This is a genomic window from Paraburkholderia fungorum, assembly GCF_046026025.1.
Lineage (GTDB): Bacteria > Pseudomonadota > Gammaproteobacteria > Burkholderiales > Burkholderiaceae > Paraburkholderia > Paraburkholderia fungorum_E.
Window position 1 is genome coordinate 59,865 of record NZ_JAQQFL010000039.1, and the last position, 15,251, is coordinate 75,115.

A 15,251-nucleotide genomic window follows, 5' to 3' on the forward strand; every position below is an offset into this window, starting at 1 on the left:
GCGAAGTTTGCGGCGAGCCGCACCCTTCCTTATCTCGTGAGAAAAATCATGCGCTATACGCTATTTGAAAATCAGAAAGACGCAGTCATTCTCGTCGCCCGCATCCTGTTGATGGTGCTGTTCGTCATGTTCGGCTGGTCGAAGCTGACGGGCTTTTCCGGCACCGTCGCTTATATGACGTCGAGCGGCGCGCCGATTCCGGAATTGTCGGCGGTCATCGCCGTGGTGATGGAGTTCGTGGTGGGCATTGCGCTCGTGGTGGGCTTCTACACGCGCCCGCTCGCTCTGCTGCTGGCGATCTATACGCTGGGCACGGCGATCATCGGCCACCACTACTGGAACATGACGGGCGCCGCGCAGTACGAAAACATGATCAACTTCTACAAGAACATCAGCATCATGGGTGGCTTGTTGCTGTTGTGCGTGACGGGCGCCGGCAAGTATTCGCTCGACCGGCGTTAAGACGACGCGAAACCAGGCGGCCGGTGTCCGGCAAGCCCAATAAAAAGCCGCCCAGCCGGGCGGCTTTCTCTTTGTATCGGGGCAGTCAAGCTAGCCGGCAAACTGCGCCAACACGCGCTCGCGAATGGCCGGCCGGATATTCGACTGCGCCATGTTGCCTTGATAATGCGCGACCACGCGTGGGTTCATCACGCGAAACCATAGCGGCGGCACATACGCGAGCATGATCATCGTTGCGTAACCGGAGGGCAATTGCGGTGCGCCGTCGAAATGACGCAGTGCCTGATAAGAGCGCGTCGGATTGGCATGATGATCGGCGTGACGCTGCAACTGGTACAGAAACAGATTCGTCACGATACGATTGCTGTTCCATGAGTGCTGCGCCTGGCAACGCTCATAACGGCCGCTCGCGAGCTGTTTGCGGCCGAGCCCGTAGTGCTCCAGATAATTCACCACTTCGAGCAACGAGGCGCCGTACACCGCCTGAATCAGCAGAAACGGAATCACCGTTTTGCCGAACAGCGCGATCATCGCGCCCCACAACACAGCCGTCATGGCCCACGAATGCAGGACTTCATTGCGCCATGTCCAGGGTGATTTGCCAAGACGTTCGAGCCGATGCTTCTCGAGGCGCCACGCCGACGCGATGCTGCCGAATACCGTGCGCGGCAGAAAACGCCAGAACGATTCGCCGTAGCGCGCGCTCGCCGGGTCGGGCGGCGTAGCCACGCGCACATGGTGCCCACGATTGTGTTCGACGAAGAAATGCCCGTAGGCGACTGGCGCCAGCGTGATCTTGGCGAGCCATCGTTCGAAACCGTCGGTCTTGTGACCGAGCTCGTGCGCGGTATTGATCGACACGCCCGTTGCCGCGCCCAGCGAAAGCGCAAAGCCGAGATAGTCGTACCACGCCAGAGGGTGCGTGCCGACGATCCACAGTGAGCCGAAGAACGAAATGTACTCGATGAAGGTGGCCAGATAGACCACACGGCGGTAATAACGCTCCCGCTCGAGCCTGGGAACGACCTCTTCCGGCGGATTGCTCGGATCGTCACCGATCAGATAATCGAGCACCGGAATAATGCCGAACACGAAAATCGGCCCGAACCACCAGAAGATATGCCAGCCGGTCTGCAACGCCAGATTGGCGGCGTGCAGCGGCAAGGTGATGGTGAGTGCGCCGAGCAGCCACAAATAGCGCTTGCCGTCGACCCACCGGGCGGGGGCCGCTTGCGATGTTGCCATTGTCTCCCTCCTTGTTTTATGTCGCTTGGTATCGGCAAGCTGTGCGCTTGCCAGCCAGTACGCATGCCGCCAGGACCGTGGCCGACTCCCAGATTTATATGGCCTGACGGGTGGGAAAGCCAGGAAATTGGCCCAGGTGGGGGGCTCCAAACAAAAGAGCCATTGGCGCGGTATGGGGGGCGGGCGTCGAGCGGGTGAATGAAACGGGTGTTTGCCGATTTGCTGCGGCGCACTTCGGCGCGCCGGCGCCACGATCAGCCTGAATTCCCGACGGCCAGCCCGCCTTGACGCGAGTCGGGTCTCGCCACCAACAAAAACGGCGGCCCCAAGGCCGCCGTCCATGACTCACACAAGCACATCAAACTGCTGCTTCGACTTCCGCTTCGCTCACCACTTCGTCTACGTCGCTGCTGCGGATCAGGTGATCGAAGGCGGAGAGCGATGCCTTCGCGCCCTCGCCCACCGCAATCACGATCTGCTTGAACGGGACCGTGGTCACGTCGCCGGCAGCGAACACGCCCGGCACTGATGTTGCGCCGCGTGCGTCCACAACGATCTCGCCGTGCTTCGACAATTCGACCGTGCCCTTCAGCCATTCGGTGTTCGGCACGAGACCGATCTGCACGAACACGCCTTCGAGTTCGATATTCTTCGTTTCGCCGGAGCGCAGGTCCTTGTAAACCAGACCATTGACCTTCTTGCCGTCGCCGGTGATTTCCGTGGTCTGTGCCTGGGTCACGATCGTCACGTTGGCAAGGCTGCGCAACTTGCGTTGCAGCACTTCATCGGCGCGCAGTTGTGCGCCGAATTCGAACAGCGTCACTTCACGCACAATACCGGCGAGATCGATTGCCGCTTCGACGCCCGAGTTGCCGCCGCCGATCACCGCGACGCGTTTGCCCTTGAACAGCGGACCGTCGCAGTGCGGGCAGTACGCCACGCCGTGGTTGCGGTACTCGCGCTCACCCGGCACGTTGATTTCGCGCCAGCGGGCACCGGTTGCCAGAATGATCGTCTTCGCCTTCAGCACCGCGCCGTTCGCCAGACGCACCTCGTTGATGCGCCCCGGTATCAGCGCTTCAGCACGCTGCACGTCCATGATGTCGACTTCGTAGCTCTTCACGTGCTGTTCGAGCGCCGTGGCGAACTGAGGTCCCTCGGTATGCGTCACGGAAACGAAGTTCTCGATCGCCAGCGTATCGAGCACCTGGCCGCCGAAACGTTCCGCCACGACACCCGTGGCAATGCCTTTACGCGCCGAGTAAATCGCCGCTGCCGCGCCCGCGGGACCGCCGCCGACGATCAGCGTATCGAACACCGGCTTCTTTTCCAGTTCCTTCGCCGCACGCGCACCGGCGTTGGTGTCGAGCTTGGCGAGGATTTCCTTCACGCCGCTGCGGCCCTGGCCGAACACTTCACCGTTCATGAACATGGTCGGTACCGCCATGATCTGGCGCGCTTCGACTTCGTTCTGGAACAGCGCGCCGTCGATCGCCACGTGGCGGATGCGCGGGTTGAGCAGCGCCATCACGTTCAGTGCCTGGACAACTTCCGGGCAGTTCTGGCATGACAGCGAAAAATACGTTTCGAATTGATAGTCGCCGTCGAGATTGCGGATCTGTTCGATCACCGCGTCGTCGAGTTTGACGGGATGGCCGCCGACCTGCAAAAGCGCGAGGACGAGCGACGTGAATTCATGCCCCATCGGAATGCCGGCGAAACGGATGCCCGTTTCCTTGCCCGGCTCGCCGATCGAAAACGACGGCTTGCGCTCATCGTCGCCGCGACGTTCGATCACGGTGACGCGTTCCGACAACGTCGCGATATCGTTCAGCAATGCCAGCAGCTCTTGCGATTTCGCACTGTCGTCGAGCGAGGCGACGATCTCGATAGGCCTGCTAACCTTTTCGAGGTAGGATTTCAACTGAGTCTTGAGATTGGCGTCCAGCATGGCTTTCGATTCCGTGACGAGGGGTGTTGGGTCCCGGGCGCCGCACGCATCCGGATAGGAGGCGCGCAGCCCGGGGGCGTGCGAACCGCGGTAAAACGCGGTCGGCACGGCGATGCGCCGTGAGGCGCTTACTGCGTGAGGTTTTTAGACCTTAGATCTTGCCGATCAGGTCGAGCGACGGGGTCAGCGTTTCTGCGCCCGGCGTCCACTTGGCGGGGCAAACTTCACCCGGGTGAGCTGCGACGTACTGAGCAGCTTGCACCTTGCGCAGCAGTTCGCCAGCGTCACGGCCAATACCGTTGTCGTGAATTTCGGCCAGCTTGATCTCGCCTTCCGGGTTGATCACGAACGTGCCGCGCAGTGCCAGACCTTCTTCTTCGATCAGCACGTCGAAGTTGCGCGAGATGGCGAGCGTCGGGTCAGCCAGCATCGGGTACTTGATCTTCTGGATCGTGTCCGACGTGTCGTGCCATGCCTTGTGCGTGAAGTGCGTATCGGTCGACACGCTGTAGATTTCGACGCCGAGCTTCTTGAATTCGGCGTAACGATCGGCCAGGTCGCCCAGTTCGGTCGGGCACACGAAGGTGAAGTCAGCCGGGTAGAAAACGAAAACCGACCACTTGCCCTTCAGGCTTTCTTCAGTGACGGTCTGGAAATCGCCGTTGTGAAAAGCCTGTGCCTTAAACGGTTTGACTTGACTGTTGATGATCGGCATTTACTGAGTCCTCTTTCAGGGTGGTTGGAAAGTGGAGTCAGTATGTCAGACACCGCTTAATAGGTAAAGTGGTATGTTTCAATTATTTCGATAGTTTATTGCTATTTGAATGTCTGGCGGCGGCTATTGCGCCGCACCAATCCACGCTCAGTCCCGCATGAGCCGCCAAAGAGTCGTGCGGCCGATTCCCAACGCCCGGCTGGCCGCGGCACGATTGCCACCGGCCTGTTCGAGCGCGCGTATGACGTCTTCGCGGGTGGGGGCGCGACGGACTGCGGCCTCACCGGTAACGTGGTCATAAGGAATGGCGGCGCGCACACCCGCGACAGTCTGACGCGTCCGTCCGAACTCCGGAAATACCGCCTGCAAGTCCTGCCGGCCCTCGCCGGCCGAATCGCTCAGGTAAATCGCGGCGCGCACCAGCAGATTTTCCAGTTCCCGCACATTGCCAGGCCACGCATAGTGCTCGAACAAAGGCGTGAGGAACGTCAGCACCCGCTCGAGCCCGGCATCCGACAGCCCGTATTGGCGCGCGCTGCGCTTCAACACGTGCAGCGCCAGTGGCGCGACGTCGCCGCGTCGTTCGCGCAGCGGCGGCAATGCGATCTGGAGCAGATTCAACCGGAAATACAGATCCGCGCGAAACGCGCCCTGCTCGACCAGCGCGTGCAGGTCGCGATGCGTGGCGGCAATCACCCGCACGTCGACGGGGGTCGCGCGCCCGGCGCCGAGCTTCATGACTTCACGTTCCTGCAACACGCGCAGCAGCCGGCTTTGCAGCGCCGCCGGCATCTCACCGATCTCGTCGAGAAAAATCGTGCCGGTATGGGCGATTTCAAACAGGCCCGGCTTGCCGCCACGCCGCGCGCCGGTGAACGCGCCCTCCTCATGACCGAACAACTCGCTTTCGATCAACCCTTCGGGCAGCGCCGCGCAGTTGAAGGCGACGAAGGGATTGCCGCGCCGCCGGCTGGCGTTGTGGATGCCCTGCGCGACCAATTCCTTGCCGGTGCCGCTTTCGCCGCTCAGCAGCACGGTGGCGTCGTGAGCCGCGCCCGCACGCGCGAGCCGCCGCACCCGCTCGAGCGCCGCCGAACCGCCGATCAGATCGTCCAGATGGTGTCGCGCAACCAGATGCCTGGGCCGCTGACTGGTGCGCAGCGAGCGGTCGATCCGCTGCGCGACCAGTGCGTCCTGCACCGTGATCACCGAGCCCGAACGCAAGCCCTGCTCGACGATCGGCACACAGTTGACGATCAGCGCGCGGCCGCCGATCTGCTCGATACGCTCCTCGACCGGCGTGTCATGCTCGAGCGTTTCGCGCAGCAACGGGCCGACGGCCCGCGTCAATTGCGCCGGAATGTCCTGTTCGCGATCGAGGCCGAGCAAATCGAGCATCGCCGGATTGACCGCTTCTAGCTGACCGGCGTCGTCGAAGGCGGCCACCCCGTCGCGCAGATGGGCCACGATCGTGTTCAGGCGCACCCGCTTCGATTCCTTCTGGCGGCTCACGCGCGCCAGTTCGACCGAGCGCTCGAACGCCTCTTCGACCGCGCCGAGCGAGTACAGAAAAACGCTCTCCAGGCCGGCCTGCTGCGCGAAATCGCAGGCCATGCCGGGGCCAATGATCACGCTGCAGCCTTCGGCCGCGAGATTGGCGACCGCAAGCCGCACTTCGTCGATCGAGCGATAGGCGCGCTGCTTCAGGCCGATGTTCAGCCACGCGCGCAGGTCCGCGAGTTCGTGCGAGATGGTTTCGTGCAGGACGAGACCAATCTGTGCGCCGGGCCAGCTCGTCGTGGCGCGGGTGATCGCGCTCAGCACGTCGAAGCCGTTCACCTTGACCATCACCACCGGGACGCTCAGGTTATCGCGCAGGTAGGCGCCATTCGATCCGGCGGCCAGCACGACGTCGACCGAGCCCGCGTCAACATAGGCCTGCAGGGCCGTGACAGCAGCGCCGTAACCTTCGCGGACCGAAAAGAACCTGGCGCGATCGGCATAACGCGGCGCGACCGTCTCGCAAACCGATTGCAAGCGGCTGATGCTGACCAGAGCAACGCCCGGCAGGCCAGAATGGGGACTGGCAAAGGACGACGTGAAAGTGGACACTGCGACGCTCCGCTCGTAGCTGAAACGTTCCATGAAACGTTTCATGGAACACACTCGCATTCTGCCATGAACCATGGCGGCACCGCCGTTCCGCCTAAGCTACTGATTGCCCGGGATAAATTTTCAAACTGGCCAATGGCATGGTTCCTGCAAATTAGGCCCGACGTTCTATCACTTCCTTCCCCATCAGGAGACACACCGCCATGAGCACTTCCGCCACCCGCCGCGCCGCCTTCCGCGCCAAAGTCGACCAACGCCAGGGCATGCTCGTGCCGGGCGCCTTTAACGCAATGAGCGCGCGCGTGATCGAGGACGCCGGCTTCGAAGCGATCTACATCACGGGCGCGGGCGTCACCAACATGTCGCTCGGCCTGCCCGACCTCGGCTTCATCGGCTTGGCCGAAGTCGCCGAGCATTGCGCGCGGATTCGCGACGCCGTTGCGCTGCCGCTGATCGTCGACGCCGACACCGGCTTCGGCAACGCGCTGAACGTGCGCCAGACCGTGCGCGTGCTCGAGCGCAGCGGTGCCGACGTGATCCAGTTCGAAGACCAGATCATGCCGAAGAAATGCGGCCACTTCGCCGGCAAGGAAGTCGTCAGCACGAGTGAGATGGTCGGCAAGATCCGCGCGGCCGTCGACGCCCGCGAAGACGGCAACCTGCAGATCATGGCGCGCACCGATGCGGCCGCGGTCCACGGCATTGAAGACGCGATCGAGCGCGGCCATCGCTTCATCGAAGCCGGCGCGGACATTCTGTTTATCGAAGCGACCGAATCGCTGGCCGACATCGAACGTCTGCCGGGCCTGTTCGACAAGCCGCAACTGATCAACATCGTGATCGGCGGCAAGACGCCGGTGCAATCGCGTGAGGCGCTCGCCACACTCGGCTACGGCATCGTGCTGTACGCGAACGCGGCGCTGCACGGCGCGGTGCTCGGCATGCAGCGCGCGCTCGGCACGTTGAAGAGCAACGGCCGCCTCGATGAAGACGCCACGCTCGTTGCGCCGTTCAGCGAACGCCAGCGTCTGGTGAACAAGCCGCTGTACGACAGGCTCGACCGGGAGTACGCGGCGAAGGATTGAGCTGCATAGACAGCGCGCAGGCTCATTACCACCAGGCCCCGGTAACCGGGAGACCCGACGTCCCTCGCCCCGTAGACGAGCCGCGAGTATGACGTCGCTACCATCCATAGCGCTGCGCCGCTGCGGATTCGCTCGATTGCCGGCGGCCTGGCCGGCAATCTGATCGAGTGGCACGACTTTCTCGCGGACTGTTTCCGGCGCGCATCCGCGCGCTCGCCGTCGGCTTGCCTTATGCACTGACCACTGCAATCCTCGGCGGTACGACCGGGTTTGTTGCGTTACGATTCAAGGCTAGCGGGCATGAACCCTATCTTTACTGGTACGTCACCGGATGGGCTGCGATCTCATTGCTGGTCTCTATACGGATGCCGGAAACACGTTTTCGAAAGGTAGTCGCCAAAACATGAAGTCGAAACTCTCTCGGCGTACGCACCGGCACGGTGGCGGCGTCAGTGAATCCGCGCGCAGTGCGATGAGGAAGGGCCCATGACCGGCGGCGGCACACGCAATTCGCACATCGGCTGGCTGCCGTATATCGTGGCCGGCACCTTCTTCATGGAATATCTCGACACCACGGTGATCGCGACCGCGCTGCCGCAGATGGCGCACTCGTTCGGCGTCGGACCGAACAGCCTGAGCCTGGGGATGACGGCCTATATGCTGGCGCTGGCGATTTTCATCCCGGTGAGCGGCTGGGTCGCCGACCGCTGCGGTTCGCGCACGGTGTTCTTCAGCGCGATCGGCGTGTTCACGGTGGCTTCGGTGTTGTGCGGCTTGTCGCAGAACGTGGCCGAATTTACGGCCGCGCGGCTGCTGCAAGGCATGGGTGGCGCGATGATGGTGCCGGTCGGCCGTTTGATCGTGGTCCGCAGTACGGAGAAGAGCCGCATGATGCAGGCGATCTCCACCATCACATGGCCGGCGATTGCCGCGCCGGTGATCGGGCCGCCGGTGGGTGGCTTCATCACCACGTACGCGTCGTGGCGCTGGATCTTTCTCCTGAACGTGCCCTTCGGTCTGGCGGCGATGGCCGTTGCACTCGCGCTGGTGCCGAACCTGCGCGGCACCGAACGCAAACCGCTCGACGTCGTCGGCCTCCTGCTGAGCGCCACGACGCTGACGGCGATTCTGTACGGCGCTGAACTGGCGAGCCAACCTGGCGAGAATCCCTGGACGGCCGGCGCGGTCATCCTCGGCGGCTTGCTGATGGGCGTGGTGGCGTTCCGGCATGCAAAACGCCATCCGCATCCGCTGATCGACGTCTCCACGCTGAAAATCCCGACTTTTTCCGTGACGGTGGTGACCGGCTCGTTCACCCGCATTGGCATTGGCGCGGTGCCGTACCTGATGCCGCTGCTGTTCCAGGTCGGGTTCGGGTTGTCGGCGTTCAAGTCGGGCCTGTTGTTGCTCGCGAGCGCGCTCGGCAACCTCGGCATGAAGGCGCTGACCACACGCATCCTGCAACGCTATGGTTTCCGGATGGTGTCGATTATCGACGTGACACTGGCCGGTATTTTCATCATTGCCTGCGGACTGTTGACACCGAACGTGCCGCTCGTGCTGGTGTTGTTCGTCGTGTTCATTTACGGCGTGGCGCGCTCGATGCAATTCTCGACGCTTGCCACCCTCGCCTACGCCGACGTCTCGCAACCGCAGATGAGCGCGGCCAGCACGCTATGGAGCGCCGCCGCCCAGATGACGATCGGTCTGGGGATTGCCTTCGGCGCTGTCTCGCTGCGCGCGGCAGCGGTCTTTAACGGCGAGACGGCCGGCCGTGCATTCAGCCTGGACGATTTCCGCCTGGCGTTTCTGTTTGCCGGCGTGCTGACGCTGGTGTCCGTGGCCGGCTACCTGGGTCTTGCACGCGACGCGGGTCAGAGTATCGGCGGCGGTTCGCGCGGCGTCGAAGACCCGGCAAAAAGCTGAGCGCAACGCGGTATGCGACGCCGTTGTTCACGCCGGGGTCCAGCGGCAAGTGCAGTCTGCGTGCCGCCTTACAGGTCGTACGTTGGCGCGGGATGGCGGGGTTTGAAGTATGAGTCGAAGCAGCGCGGCCCAGCCGGCGCCGCATCCTTTGATTGCTTAACCAGAACAGGCGGAGAGACGCAGTGCAAGCCAACGAGCTGACCATTTCGAGCAACAAGGCCGATCTCGACATCGAGATGATCTACGCGTTTCTTTCCCAGCAGACCGCATGGGCGAAGGGTATGCCACGCGAGACGTTCGACCGGGCGATCACGGGGTCGCTATGTTTCGGCGCGTATCTCGAAGGCAGACAGATCGCGTTTGCCCGCCTGATCACGGACCAGGCGACCTTCGCCTACCTGTGCGATGTTTTCGTGCTGCCGGCGCACCGCGGCAAAGGATATGCGTCGGCATTGATGAAGCACATATTCGCCAGCCCGTCACTGACCGGTTTGCGCCGAATCGTGCTGGTCACGACAGACGCTCACCACGTCTACAAACCGCACGGCTTCAGGGAATTGACAACGCCGGAGCGCTATATGGAATTGCACAACCCGGATATCTACAAGACGGCTTGAACAAAACGCGGGTGGCTGGTCGCTGGGCCGTTCGCGCTTCGCCCGGCACACTCAGGCGGGGCGCCCCACTCGCGCACGTCTGCAAACGAGAAGCATCCGGTCGCCTATAGCGCTTGCGGCACTGTCATCTGAACGCCACGTTCGACAGGTAATTTCCTGCGACAACATAAAGCGTCCCGACCCAATGCCACCGTCTTCCGCCATGCGAGACAGCGACTGCCACAGCCGTGCCATAAAAGGCGGCCGCCTTGCTTAAAGCCGCCTCCGTCAGCGCGCTGCTCAACGCCTTTCTCATGGCGATGCAGATCGCCATCGGCTTAACCGCGCATTCGGACGGCCTGTTCGCCGACGGCATCCACACCTTGAGCGACCTGGTCGCCGACGGTGTCGTGCTCATGGTGTTGGTCCTCAGCACGAAAAACCTGAACGCAACGCAACGTGAGGGAGACGGCAACACCTCGCAAGCCGTGGCGTCGCTCTTCATCGCCGCCCTGCTGATCGTCACCGCAGCCGAAATGCTCTGGCATAGCATCGGACAAACCGCCACCTTGAGCCCCAGCACGGCGATGCAAGCCTGCGCGCTCGCTATCAGCGGATTCGTCACGATCGCCAAGGAAGGGCTGTTCCGCTACCTGCGCGCCGAAAGCCGGCGCACCGGCTCGGCGATTCTGCTGGCGAGTGCATGGCATGCGCGCATGGACGCGGTATCGGCGCTGGTCGCGACCCTCGGTGTGGCCGGCAGCATGGCGGGCATGCCGATGCTCGACCACGTGGCCGGCGCGGCGATCGGGCTGATGATCATGCGCATGGGCTGCGTCAGCGCACGCAGCGCATTGACGCAACTGTCAGCCGGCGCGGCGGGACGAGCGGCCGCACGTCACGCGGCCGAATAACGCGCCGGGTTAGAGCACCCGGCGCGCCTCAGCCGTAGGCCCGCTCGCGCATCCACTTGGTCATGATCCATTTGTCGCCGCCGAGCACCGGCGCGCCGCCGTGCAAGGTCAGTGGATCGAGTTGGCGCTGGCCGTTCATATAGCGGAAATACACCGCGCCACCCTGTCGCGCCGCGACCGACATCCCCGCTTCCGGGAAAATCGTTTCACCGCCGTCCGGCACGTCGTTCAGATAGATCACGAGGGTCGCGACGCGCTGGCCGCCCTGGGCGGTATGCACCGCGCTGCCGGCCTGATCCGGTGGGAAATAATCGAAGTGCGGGCGATATTCGCCGGTCGTGCCGTAATGCAGAATCTGCAGCCCTTCGCCGTTTTCAACCGGCCAGTTCATCAGACTCGCTATGCGTTGATCCAGCCGTTCGATGAACGCGTCTTCCCCGCGCTGGTACCAGATGCCTTCGCTGGTGCGGTTGCGGATGACGTCTTCCTTGCCGGTGGCGGGATTGACCGTGGTGGATCGTTTCAACCGATGCCGCGAGCGTTCGATCATCTCGTTGCACTCGTCAGGCGAGAGCACATCCGCGAACACGATCACTTGCGGCCGCTCGCAGCGCATCAGCACGCGGACGTCGCGATCGTGGGCGCGGATCAGATTGCCGCTCGCAACCGGCGACGCATCGTACTGGTAGGTTTGCGGCGCGGCTTTTGCCAGCGCGGCCTCGGTGGCGGCCAGCGGCGAGTCGCCCGCTTCCGCCGGGTCCTTGCCGAACGCCCTGTGTACTTGTGCCCGCGCGGCTTCCGTGGCGAAACCGGCTTGCACCATCGCATCGATCATCGAGTCGATGCTGCAACCGCGCGCTACATTGCTGCTCAGCCACGCTTCCCACGACGCATCCACTACCGGCATAGCACTCCCCGCTTGTCTCTGTCACGAAATACTGCATCAACTGGCCGGGTCATAGCAAGACTGGGTGGAATGGGCCGGGTTGATAACGGGTTGGCCTCGCGTCGACCTGTCTACGCGCTGCGCTGCCGGCGGCGATAAAGATCGAGGCCTTTTCTTGCCTGCGCCCTGATTGTGCGCTGCACGAAAGGAGTCCATCCGAGCAGCACGCCCTTGACGCCTAACGCTTGACGGGTCCAACGCCAAAGGTCGAACGTATCGCGATGTTCGACGACGCGGCCCTCCCGGAACGTAAAGCGCGCGTCGATACGGTTGACCACCGTGCGGCCGGTCTGACTGAAGGTGTAACGGGCCACCCAGTGGGCGCGTCCGCTGCTCTCATCGGCCTGAACGCCGTCGAATGTCAGCGAGAAGTCCTGCGCCCGCGCCACCAGCATGCGCCACATGTCGCGCGCCTCATCGCCGCGCAACTCGCCAAAGGCCGGATCGCTGAAGACCACGTCGTCGGCATAGCAGGCGGCCATGGTTTCGGCGTCACGCTGCTGGAACGCGGTGTAGAAACGCTCGATCAGTTCGGTATTGGGATGGCTCATTTTTTTGTGCTTATACGTTGCCGGTCGTGGAGGCGACCCGGGAAAAAGCGCGCCCCAAGGTTTGAGCGCGCGCAAGCAGCACACGATATCGGAAAACGAGGCGGCCGGGGGTGTCGCCGGTTATCCGCCGCCACTCACCCGTTCGAGGCGGCCTCGCCCACCCGCACGGCATCGCTCTCGCGACCCAGCAAACCGATTCCCACTGCAATCGCCACCGCAATCGCACCGGCCACGGCAAGCGCCGCGGCAAAGCCGCTGGCAAAGCTCGCGTGCGCGGCCGACACCAACGCGACCCGCAGCGCAGGCGGCAGATGCGCGGTGGCCTGGCCCGTGTCGCCCGCCAGCACGCGCGACATGAAACCCGAGTCGAGTACGGTTCTGACCTCAGATGTCATTGGGGTGCCCGCCACGAACGCCGCGTGAGTACGGGCCGCGAGCACCGCGCCCAGCACACCCACCGACGTGACGATCGCCGTGAACCGTGTCGTCGTGCTGATACCGGACGCCATACCGGTTCGATCCGGCGGCACGCAGGCCATGATGGCTTTCTGCGTGTCGCCATTCATGATCCCCGCGCCGAGTCCCGTCACGACCATGCCGAGCGCCACCAGCACATAGCTCGAGTCGCCGGCTACCCACGCCGTCAGCAGATTGCCGCCTGCGATCAGCACGAGCCCGGCCGACAGCAATGCCATGCCCGTCAAGCGTCTCGCGAGCACTGCGCCGATATACGGCCCGAGCACCATCGCCAGCGCGAACGGCAGCATGCCGACGCCCGCCATGACCGCCGATAGACCGAACGCGTTCTGCAGATAGAGCGGCAAAAACGTCATCATCACCTGCGCGCAGGCGGCGTAGCCGAACATCGCGAGAACGGCGGCAACGAAGCGCCGCTGACGGAACAGGCTCAGGTCGACCATCGCATGCGCCCGCGAGCGTTGCACCTGGATGAAGGCGCCAAACAGCAGCACGCATGCCGCGAGTCTCGCGCCGGTTGCCCAGCTCGCGAGTCCGTCGGCTGGGACCTCGATTAGCGCCCAAATGCCGAGCGCGAGCGCAAGGCCGAACAGGATACCGCCGGCGGCATCGAGCGGACCCGGTGCAGGATTGCGCGATTCGCGAATCGCGCGTGACGCGCACCACGCGAGCACGGCGCACACCGGCAGATTGAGCAGAAAGATCCAGCGCCAGCCGAGCCATTGAGTAATCACACCGCCGACGAGCGGCGCGACCGTTGTCGCGAGACCCATGCAGGTGCCCCACACGGCCCATGCCCGCACGCGTGCGGGACCTTCGTGGAAGGTGTTGGCGATCACGGCGAGCGCCGCGGTAAGCAGCATCGCGGCGCCGACGCCCTTGATCGCGCGCGCCACGTTCAGCATGACAGCCGATGACGCCGCGCCACACCCCAGCGAGGCCAGAAAGAACACCGCGAGCCCGAGCAGCAGCATCCGCTTGCGGCCGACCCGATCGGCAAGACCGCCGGCGGGCAGCAGACATGACGCGAAAGCGACCATATAGGCGCTGACCACCCATTCGACATCGGCGAAACTCGCATGGAACGAGCGTGCGATCGACGGTAAGGAGACGGCCACGACGTTGGTATCGAGAACGATCAGCGCGCAGGTCGCCGATGCGGTGGCCAGCACGAACGCGGGGTTGACGGGTTGCGCGCTTCTGGCGTCCGGCGGCTGCGCGGTCACAGTGGGACGGGGAGACATGGATGGCATACAGACAGGCGGAGTGGAATAGAAGTGATGCCATGGTAGCCATGGCGTCTATTGCCTGTCATTAGCATAGAATCACAGAATAATTAGCTCAGGCGGAAATACTGAAAGTCATGCGAAAACTCGAACTCCGCCATATTCACTCATTCGTCTGCGTTGCGAGACATCTGCACTTCTCCCGTGCCGCGGATGAACTGGATATCGCGGCCCCTTCGCTGACCAAGCTGATCCAGGAAGCCGAACGGCTGCTCGGCGCGCGGCTTTTTCATCGCACCAAGCGGTCGGTGGCATTGAGCGCGGCGGGCAACGCCTACCTCGTCGAAGCGCTCAGCGCGCTCGACCACCTCGCACGCGGCGAGGAGCGCGCGATTCTCGCCGAGCGCGGCGAGTTGGGCAGGATCGAAGTCGGCTATGTTGCCTCCGCCGCGTACGCAGGCGTATTGCAACGGGCGGTGGGTGGCTTTCGCGCCAGCTATCCGGGCGTCGATGTTTCGATTCGCGAGGTGCCAATGGACGGCGCGGCCGAGATGCTGCGCGACGGCCTGCTCGACGCGGCCTACGTGCGCCCGCCGATGCCGCTCGTCGACGGCATTCAGGCAAGCACCGTGCACCGCGATACATTCGTCCTCGCGCTGCCGGAAAATTCCGCGCTGGCCGGCTTGCCGGAGATCAAACCGGCCCATCTTCGCGACCAGTGTTTCGTGCTGCCGGAACAGGAAGCCGGCACCTTCGAAGTCGCGCGGCGCGGGCGTTTTTCGCCGCAACTCGGCTCGCGCCCCGGCACCCTCGCGGCAGTGCTGGCATGCGTATCGCTTGGCGGCAATGTCGCGGTCGTGCCGCACACGCTGGCCGATTGCATCACCTTGCCCGGCGTTGTCTACCGAAACATCGCCGGCAGGCCCATCGCTTCGGAAATTGCGCTTGCCTTTCGAAAGTTCGAACGGGCGCCGGCCGTGCGGGCGTTTCTCGAGTTCGCGCGAAACGGCTAAAGCCGCCTCTGCAACACTCGTATCGCCTTTCG

13 protein-coding genes are annotated in these 15,251 nt (G+C 63.5%); 6 read left to right on the top strand and 7 right to left on the bottom strand.

Translation table 11 applies throughout. The features are described from left to right. Positions 1-48 precede the first annotated feature (48 nt). A complete protein-coding gene (locus PQR67_RS32075; protein ID WP_408466823.1) occupies positions 49-462 on the top strand; it encodes a DoxX family protein in 414 nt (137 codons plus the stop codon). A gap of 90 nt (positions 463-552) precedes the next feature. Here PQR67_RS32075 and PQR67_RS32080 read toward each other — a convergent pair whose 3' ends face one another. The 4 genes from PQR67_RS32080 to prpR all read right to left on the bottom strand — a co-directional run bounded on the left by PQR67_RS32080 (position 553) and on the right by prpR (position 6,518). Next, positions 553-1,707, bottom strand: coding sequence for an alkane 1-monooxygenase (locus PQR67_RS32080; RefSeq protein ID WP_408466824.1), 1,155 nt, complete (start codon positions 1,705-1,707; stop codon positions 553-555). A 358-nt stretch (positions 1,708-2,065) separates the two neighbouring features. Continuing rightward, positions 2,066-3,658, bottom strand: coding sequence for an alkyl hydroperoxide reductase subunit F (gene ahpF / locus PQR67_RS32085; protein WP_408466825.1), 1,593 nt, complete (start codon positions 3,656-3,658; stop codon positions 2,066-2,068). Positions 3,659-3,809: 151 nt separating this feature from the next. Further along, the gene (gene ahpC / locus PQR67_RS32090) at positions 3,810-4,373 is read right to left on the bottom strand and encodes an alkyl hydroperoxide reductase subunit C (RefSeq protein ID WP_074287374.1); all 564 of its coding nucleotides are present in this window, start codon (positions 4,371-4,373) and stop codon (positions 3,810-3,812) included. Between the two features lie 147 nt (positions 4,374-4,520). Continuing rightward, positions 4,521-6,518: a propionate catabolism operon regulatory protein PrpR gene (prpR, locus tag PQR67_RS32095; RefSeq protein WP_408466826.1), complete on the bottom strand. Its 1,998-nt coding sequence runs from the start codon at positions 6,516-6,518 to the stop codon at positions 4,521-4,523. Positions 6,519-6,688: 170 nt separating this feature from the next. On the opposite strand from prpR, the gene PQR67_RS32100 reads away from it, so the two are divergent. The 4 genes from PQR67_RS32100 to PQR67_RS32115 all read left to right on the top strand — a co-directional run bounded on the left by PQR67_RS32100 (position 6,689) and on the right by PQR67_RS32115 (position 11,006). Beyond that, positions 6,689-7,570, top strand: coding sequence for an isocitrate lyase/PEP mutase family protein (locus tag PQR67_RS32100; protein WP_408466827.1), 882 nt, complete (start codon positions 6,689-6,691; stop codon positions 7,568-7,570). Positions 7,571-8,056: 486 nt separating this feature from the next. Further along, positions 8,057-9,496 carry an MFS transporter gene (locus PQR67_RS32105; RefSeq protein WP_408466828.1) on the top strand — a complete coding sequence of 480 codons (1,440 nt, stop codon included), beginning with the start codon at positions 8,057-8,059 and terminating at the stop codon, positions 9,494-9,496. Between the two features lie 182 nt (positions 9,497-9,678). Next, positions 9,679-10,113: a GNAT family N-acetyltransferase gene (locus tag PQR67_RS32110; protein ID WP_408466829.1), complete on the top strand. Its 435-nt coding sequence runs from the start codon at positions 9,679-9,681 to the stop codon at positions 10,111-10,113. A 248-nt stretch (positions 10,114-10,361) separates the two neighbouring features. Next, complete coding sequence (locus PQR67_RS32115) at positions 10,362-11,006, top strand: cation diffusion facilitator family transporter (protein ID WP_408466830.1); 645 nt, start codon at positions 10,362-10,364, stop codon at positions 11,004-11,006. A 28-nt stretch (positions 11,007-11,034) separates the two neighbouring features. On the opposite strand, the gene PQR67_RS32120 is transcribed toward PQR67_RS32115, so the two are convergent. The 3 genes from PQR67_RS32120 to PQR67_RS32130 all read right to left on the bottom strand — a co-directional run bounded on the left by PQR67_RS32120 (position 11,035) and on the right by PQR67_RS32130 (position 14,224). Continuing rightward, the gene (locus PQR67_RS32120) at positions 11,035-11,913 is read right to left on the bottom strand and encodes a 2OG-Fe(II) oxygenase (RefSeq protein ID WP_408466831.1); all 879 of its coding nucleotides are present in this window, start codon (positions 11,911-11,913) and stop codon (positions 11,035-11,037) included. A 110-nt stretch (positions 11,914-12,023) separates the two neighbouring features. Then, complete coding sequence (locus PQR67_RS32125; RefSeq protein ID WP_408466832.1) at positions 12,024-12,503, bottom strand: nuclear transport factor 2 family protein; 480 nt, start codon at positions 12,501-12,503, stop codon at positions 12,024-12,026. A gap of 134 nt (positions 12,504-12,637) precedes the next feature. Beyond that, positions 12,638-14,224: an MFS transporter gene (locus tag PQR67_RS32130; protein ID WP_408466833.1), complete on the bottom strand. Its 1,587-nt coding sequence runs from the start codon at positions 14,222-14,224 to the stop codon at positions 12,638-12,640. A gap of 119 nt (positions 14,225-14,343) precedes the next feature. Here PQR67_RS32130 and PQR67_RS32135 point away from each other — a divergent pair, with 119 nt between their 5' ends. Beyond that, complete coding sequence (locus PQR67_RS32135; protein ID WP_408466834.1) at positions 14,344-15,219, top strand: LysR family transcriptional regulator; 876 nt, start codon at positions 14,344-14,346, stop codon at positions 15,217-15,219. The last annotated feature ends 32 nt before the right edge of the window (positions 15,220-15,251 follow it).

Excerpts from the sequence above, each read along its gene's own strand:
- PQR67_RS32120 (WP_408466831.1), bottom strand. The coding sequence starts at position 11,913 with ATGCCGGTAGTGGATGCGTCGTGGGAAGCGTGGCTGAGCAGCAATGTA.
- ahpC (WP_074287374.1), bottom strand. The coding sequence starts at position 4,373 with ATGCCGATCATCAACAGTCAAGTCAAACCGTTTAAGGCACAGGCTTTT.
- PQR67_RS32080 (WP_408466824.1), bottom strand. The coding sequence starts at position 1,707 with ATGGCAACATCGCAAGCGGCCCCCGCCCGGTGGGTCGACGGCAAGCGC.
- PQR67_RS32105 (WP_408466828.1), top strand. The coding sequence starts at position 8,057 with ATGACCGGCGGCGGCACACGCAATTCGCACATCGGCTGGCTGCCGTAT.
- PQR67_RS32135 (WP_408466834.1), top strand. The coding sequence starts at position 14,344 with ATGCGAAAACTCGAACTCCGCCATATTCACTCATTCGTCTGCGTTGCG.
- PQR67_RS32130 (WP_408466833.1), bottom strand. The coding sequence starts at position 14,224 with ATGTCTCCCCGTCCCACTGTGACCGCGCAGCCGCCGGACGCCAGAAGC.
- ahpF (WP_408466825.1), bottom strand. The coding sequence starts at position 3,658 with ATGCTGGACGCCAATCTCAAGACTCAGTTGAAATCCTACCTCGAAAAG.
- prpR (WP_408466826.1), bottom strand. The coding sequence starts at position 6,518 with ATGGAACGTTTCAGCTACGAGCGGAGCGTCGCAGTGTCCACTTTCACG.
- PQR67_RS32125 (WP_408466832.1), bottom strand. The coding sequence starts at position 12,503 with ATGAGCCATCCCAATACCGAACTGATCGAGCGTTTCTACACCGCGTTC.
- PQR67_RS32075 (WP_408466823.1), top strand. The coding sequence starts at position 49 with ATGCGCTATACGCTATTTGAAAATCAGAAAGACGCAGTCATTCTCGTC.
- PQR67_RS32100 (WP_408466827.1), top strand. The coding sequence starts at position 6,689 with ATGAGCACTTCCGCCACCCGCCGCGCCGCCTTCCGCGCCAAAGTCGAC.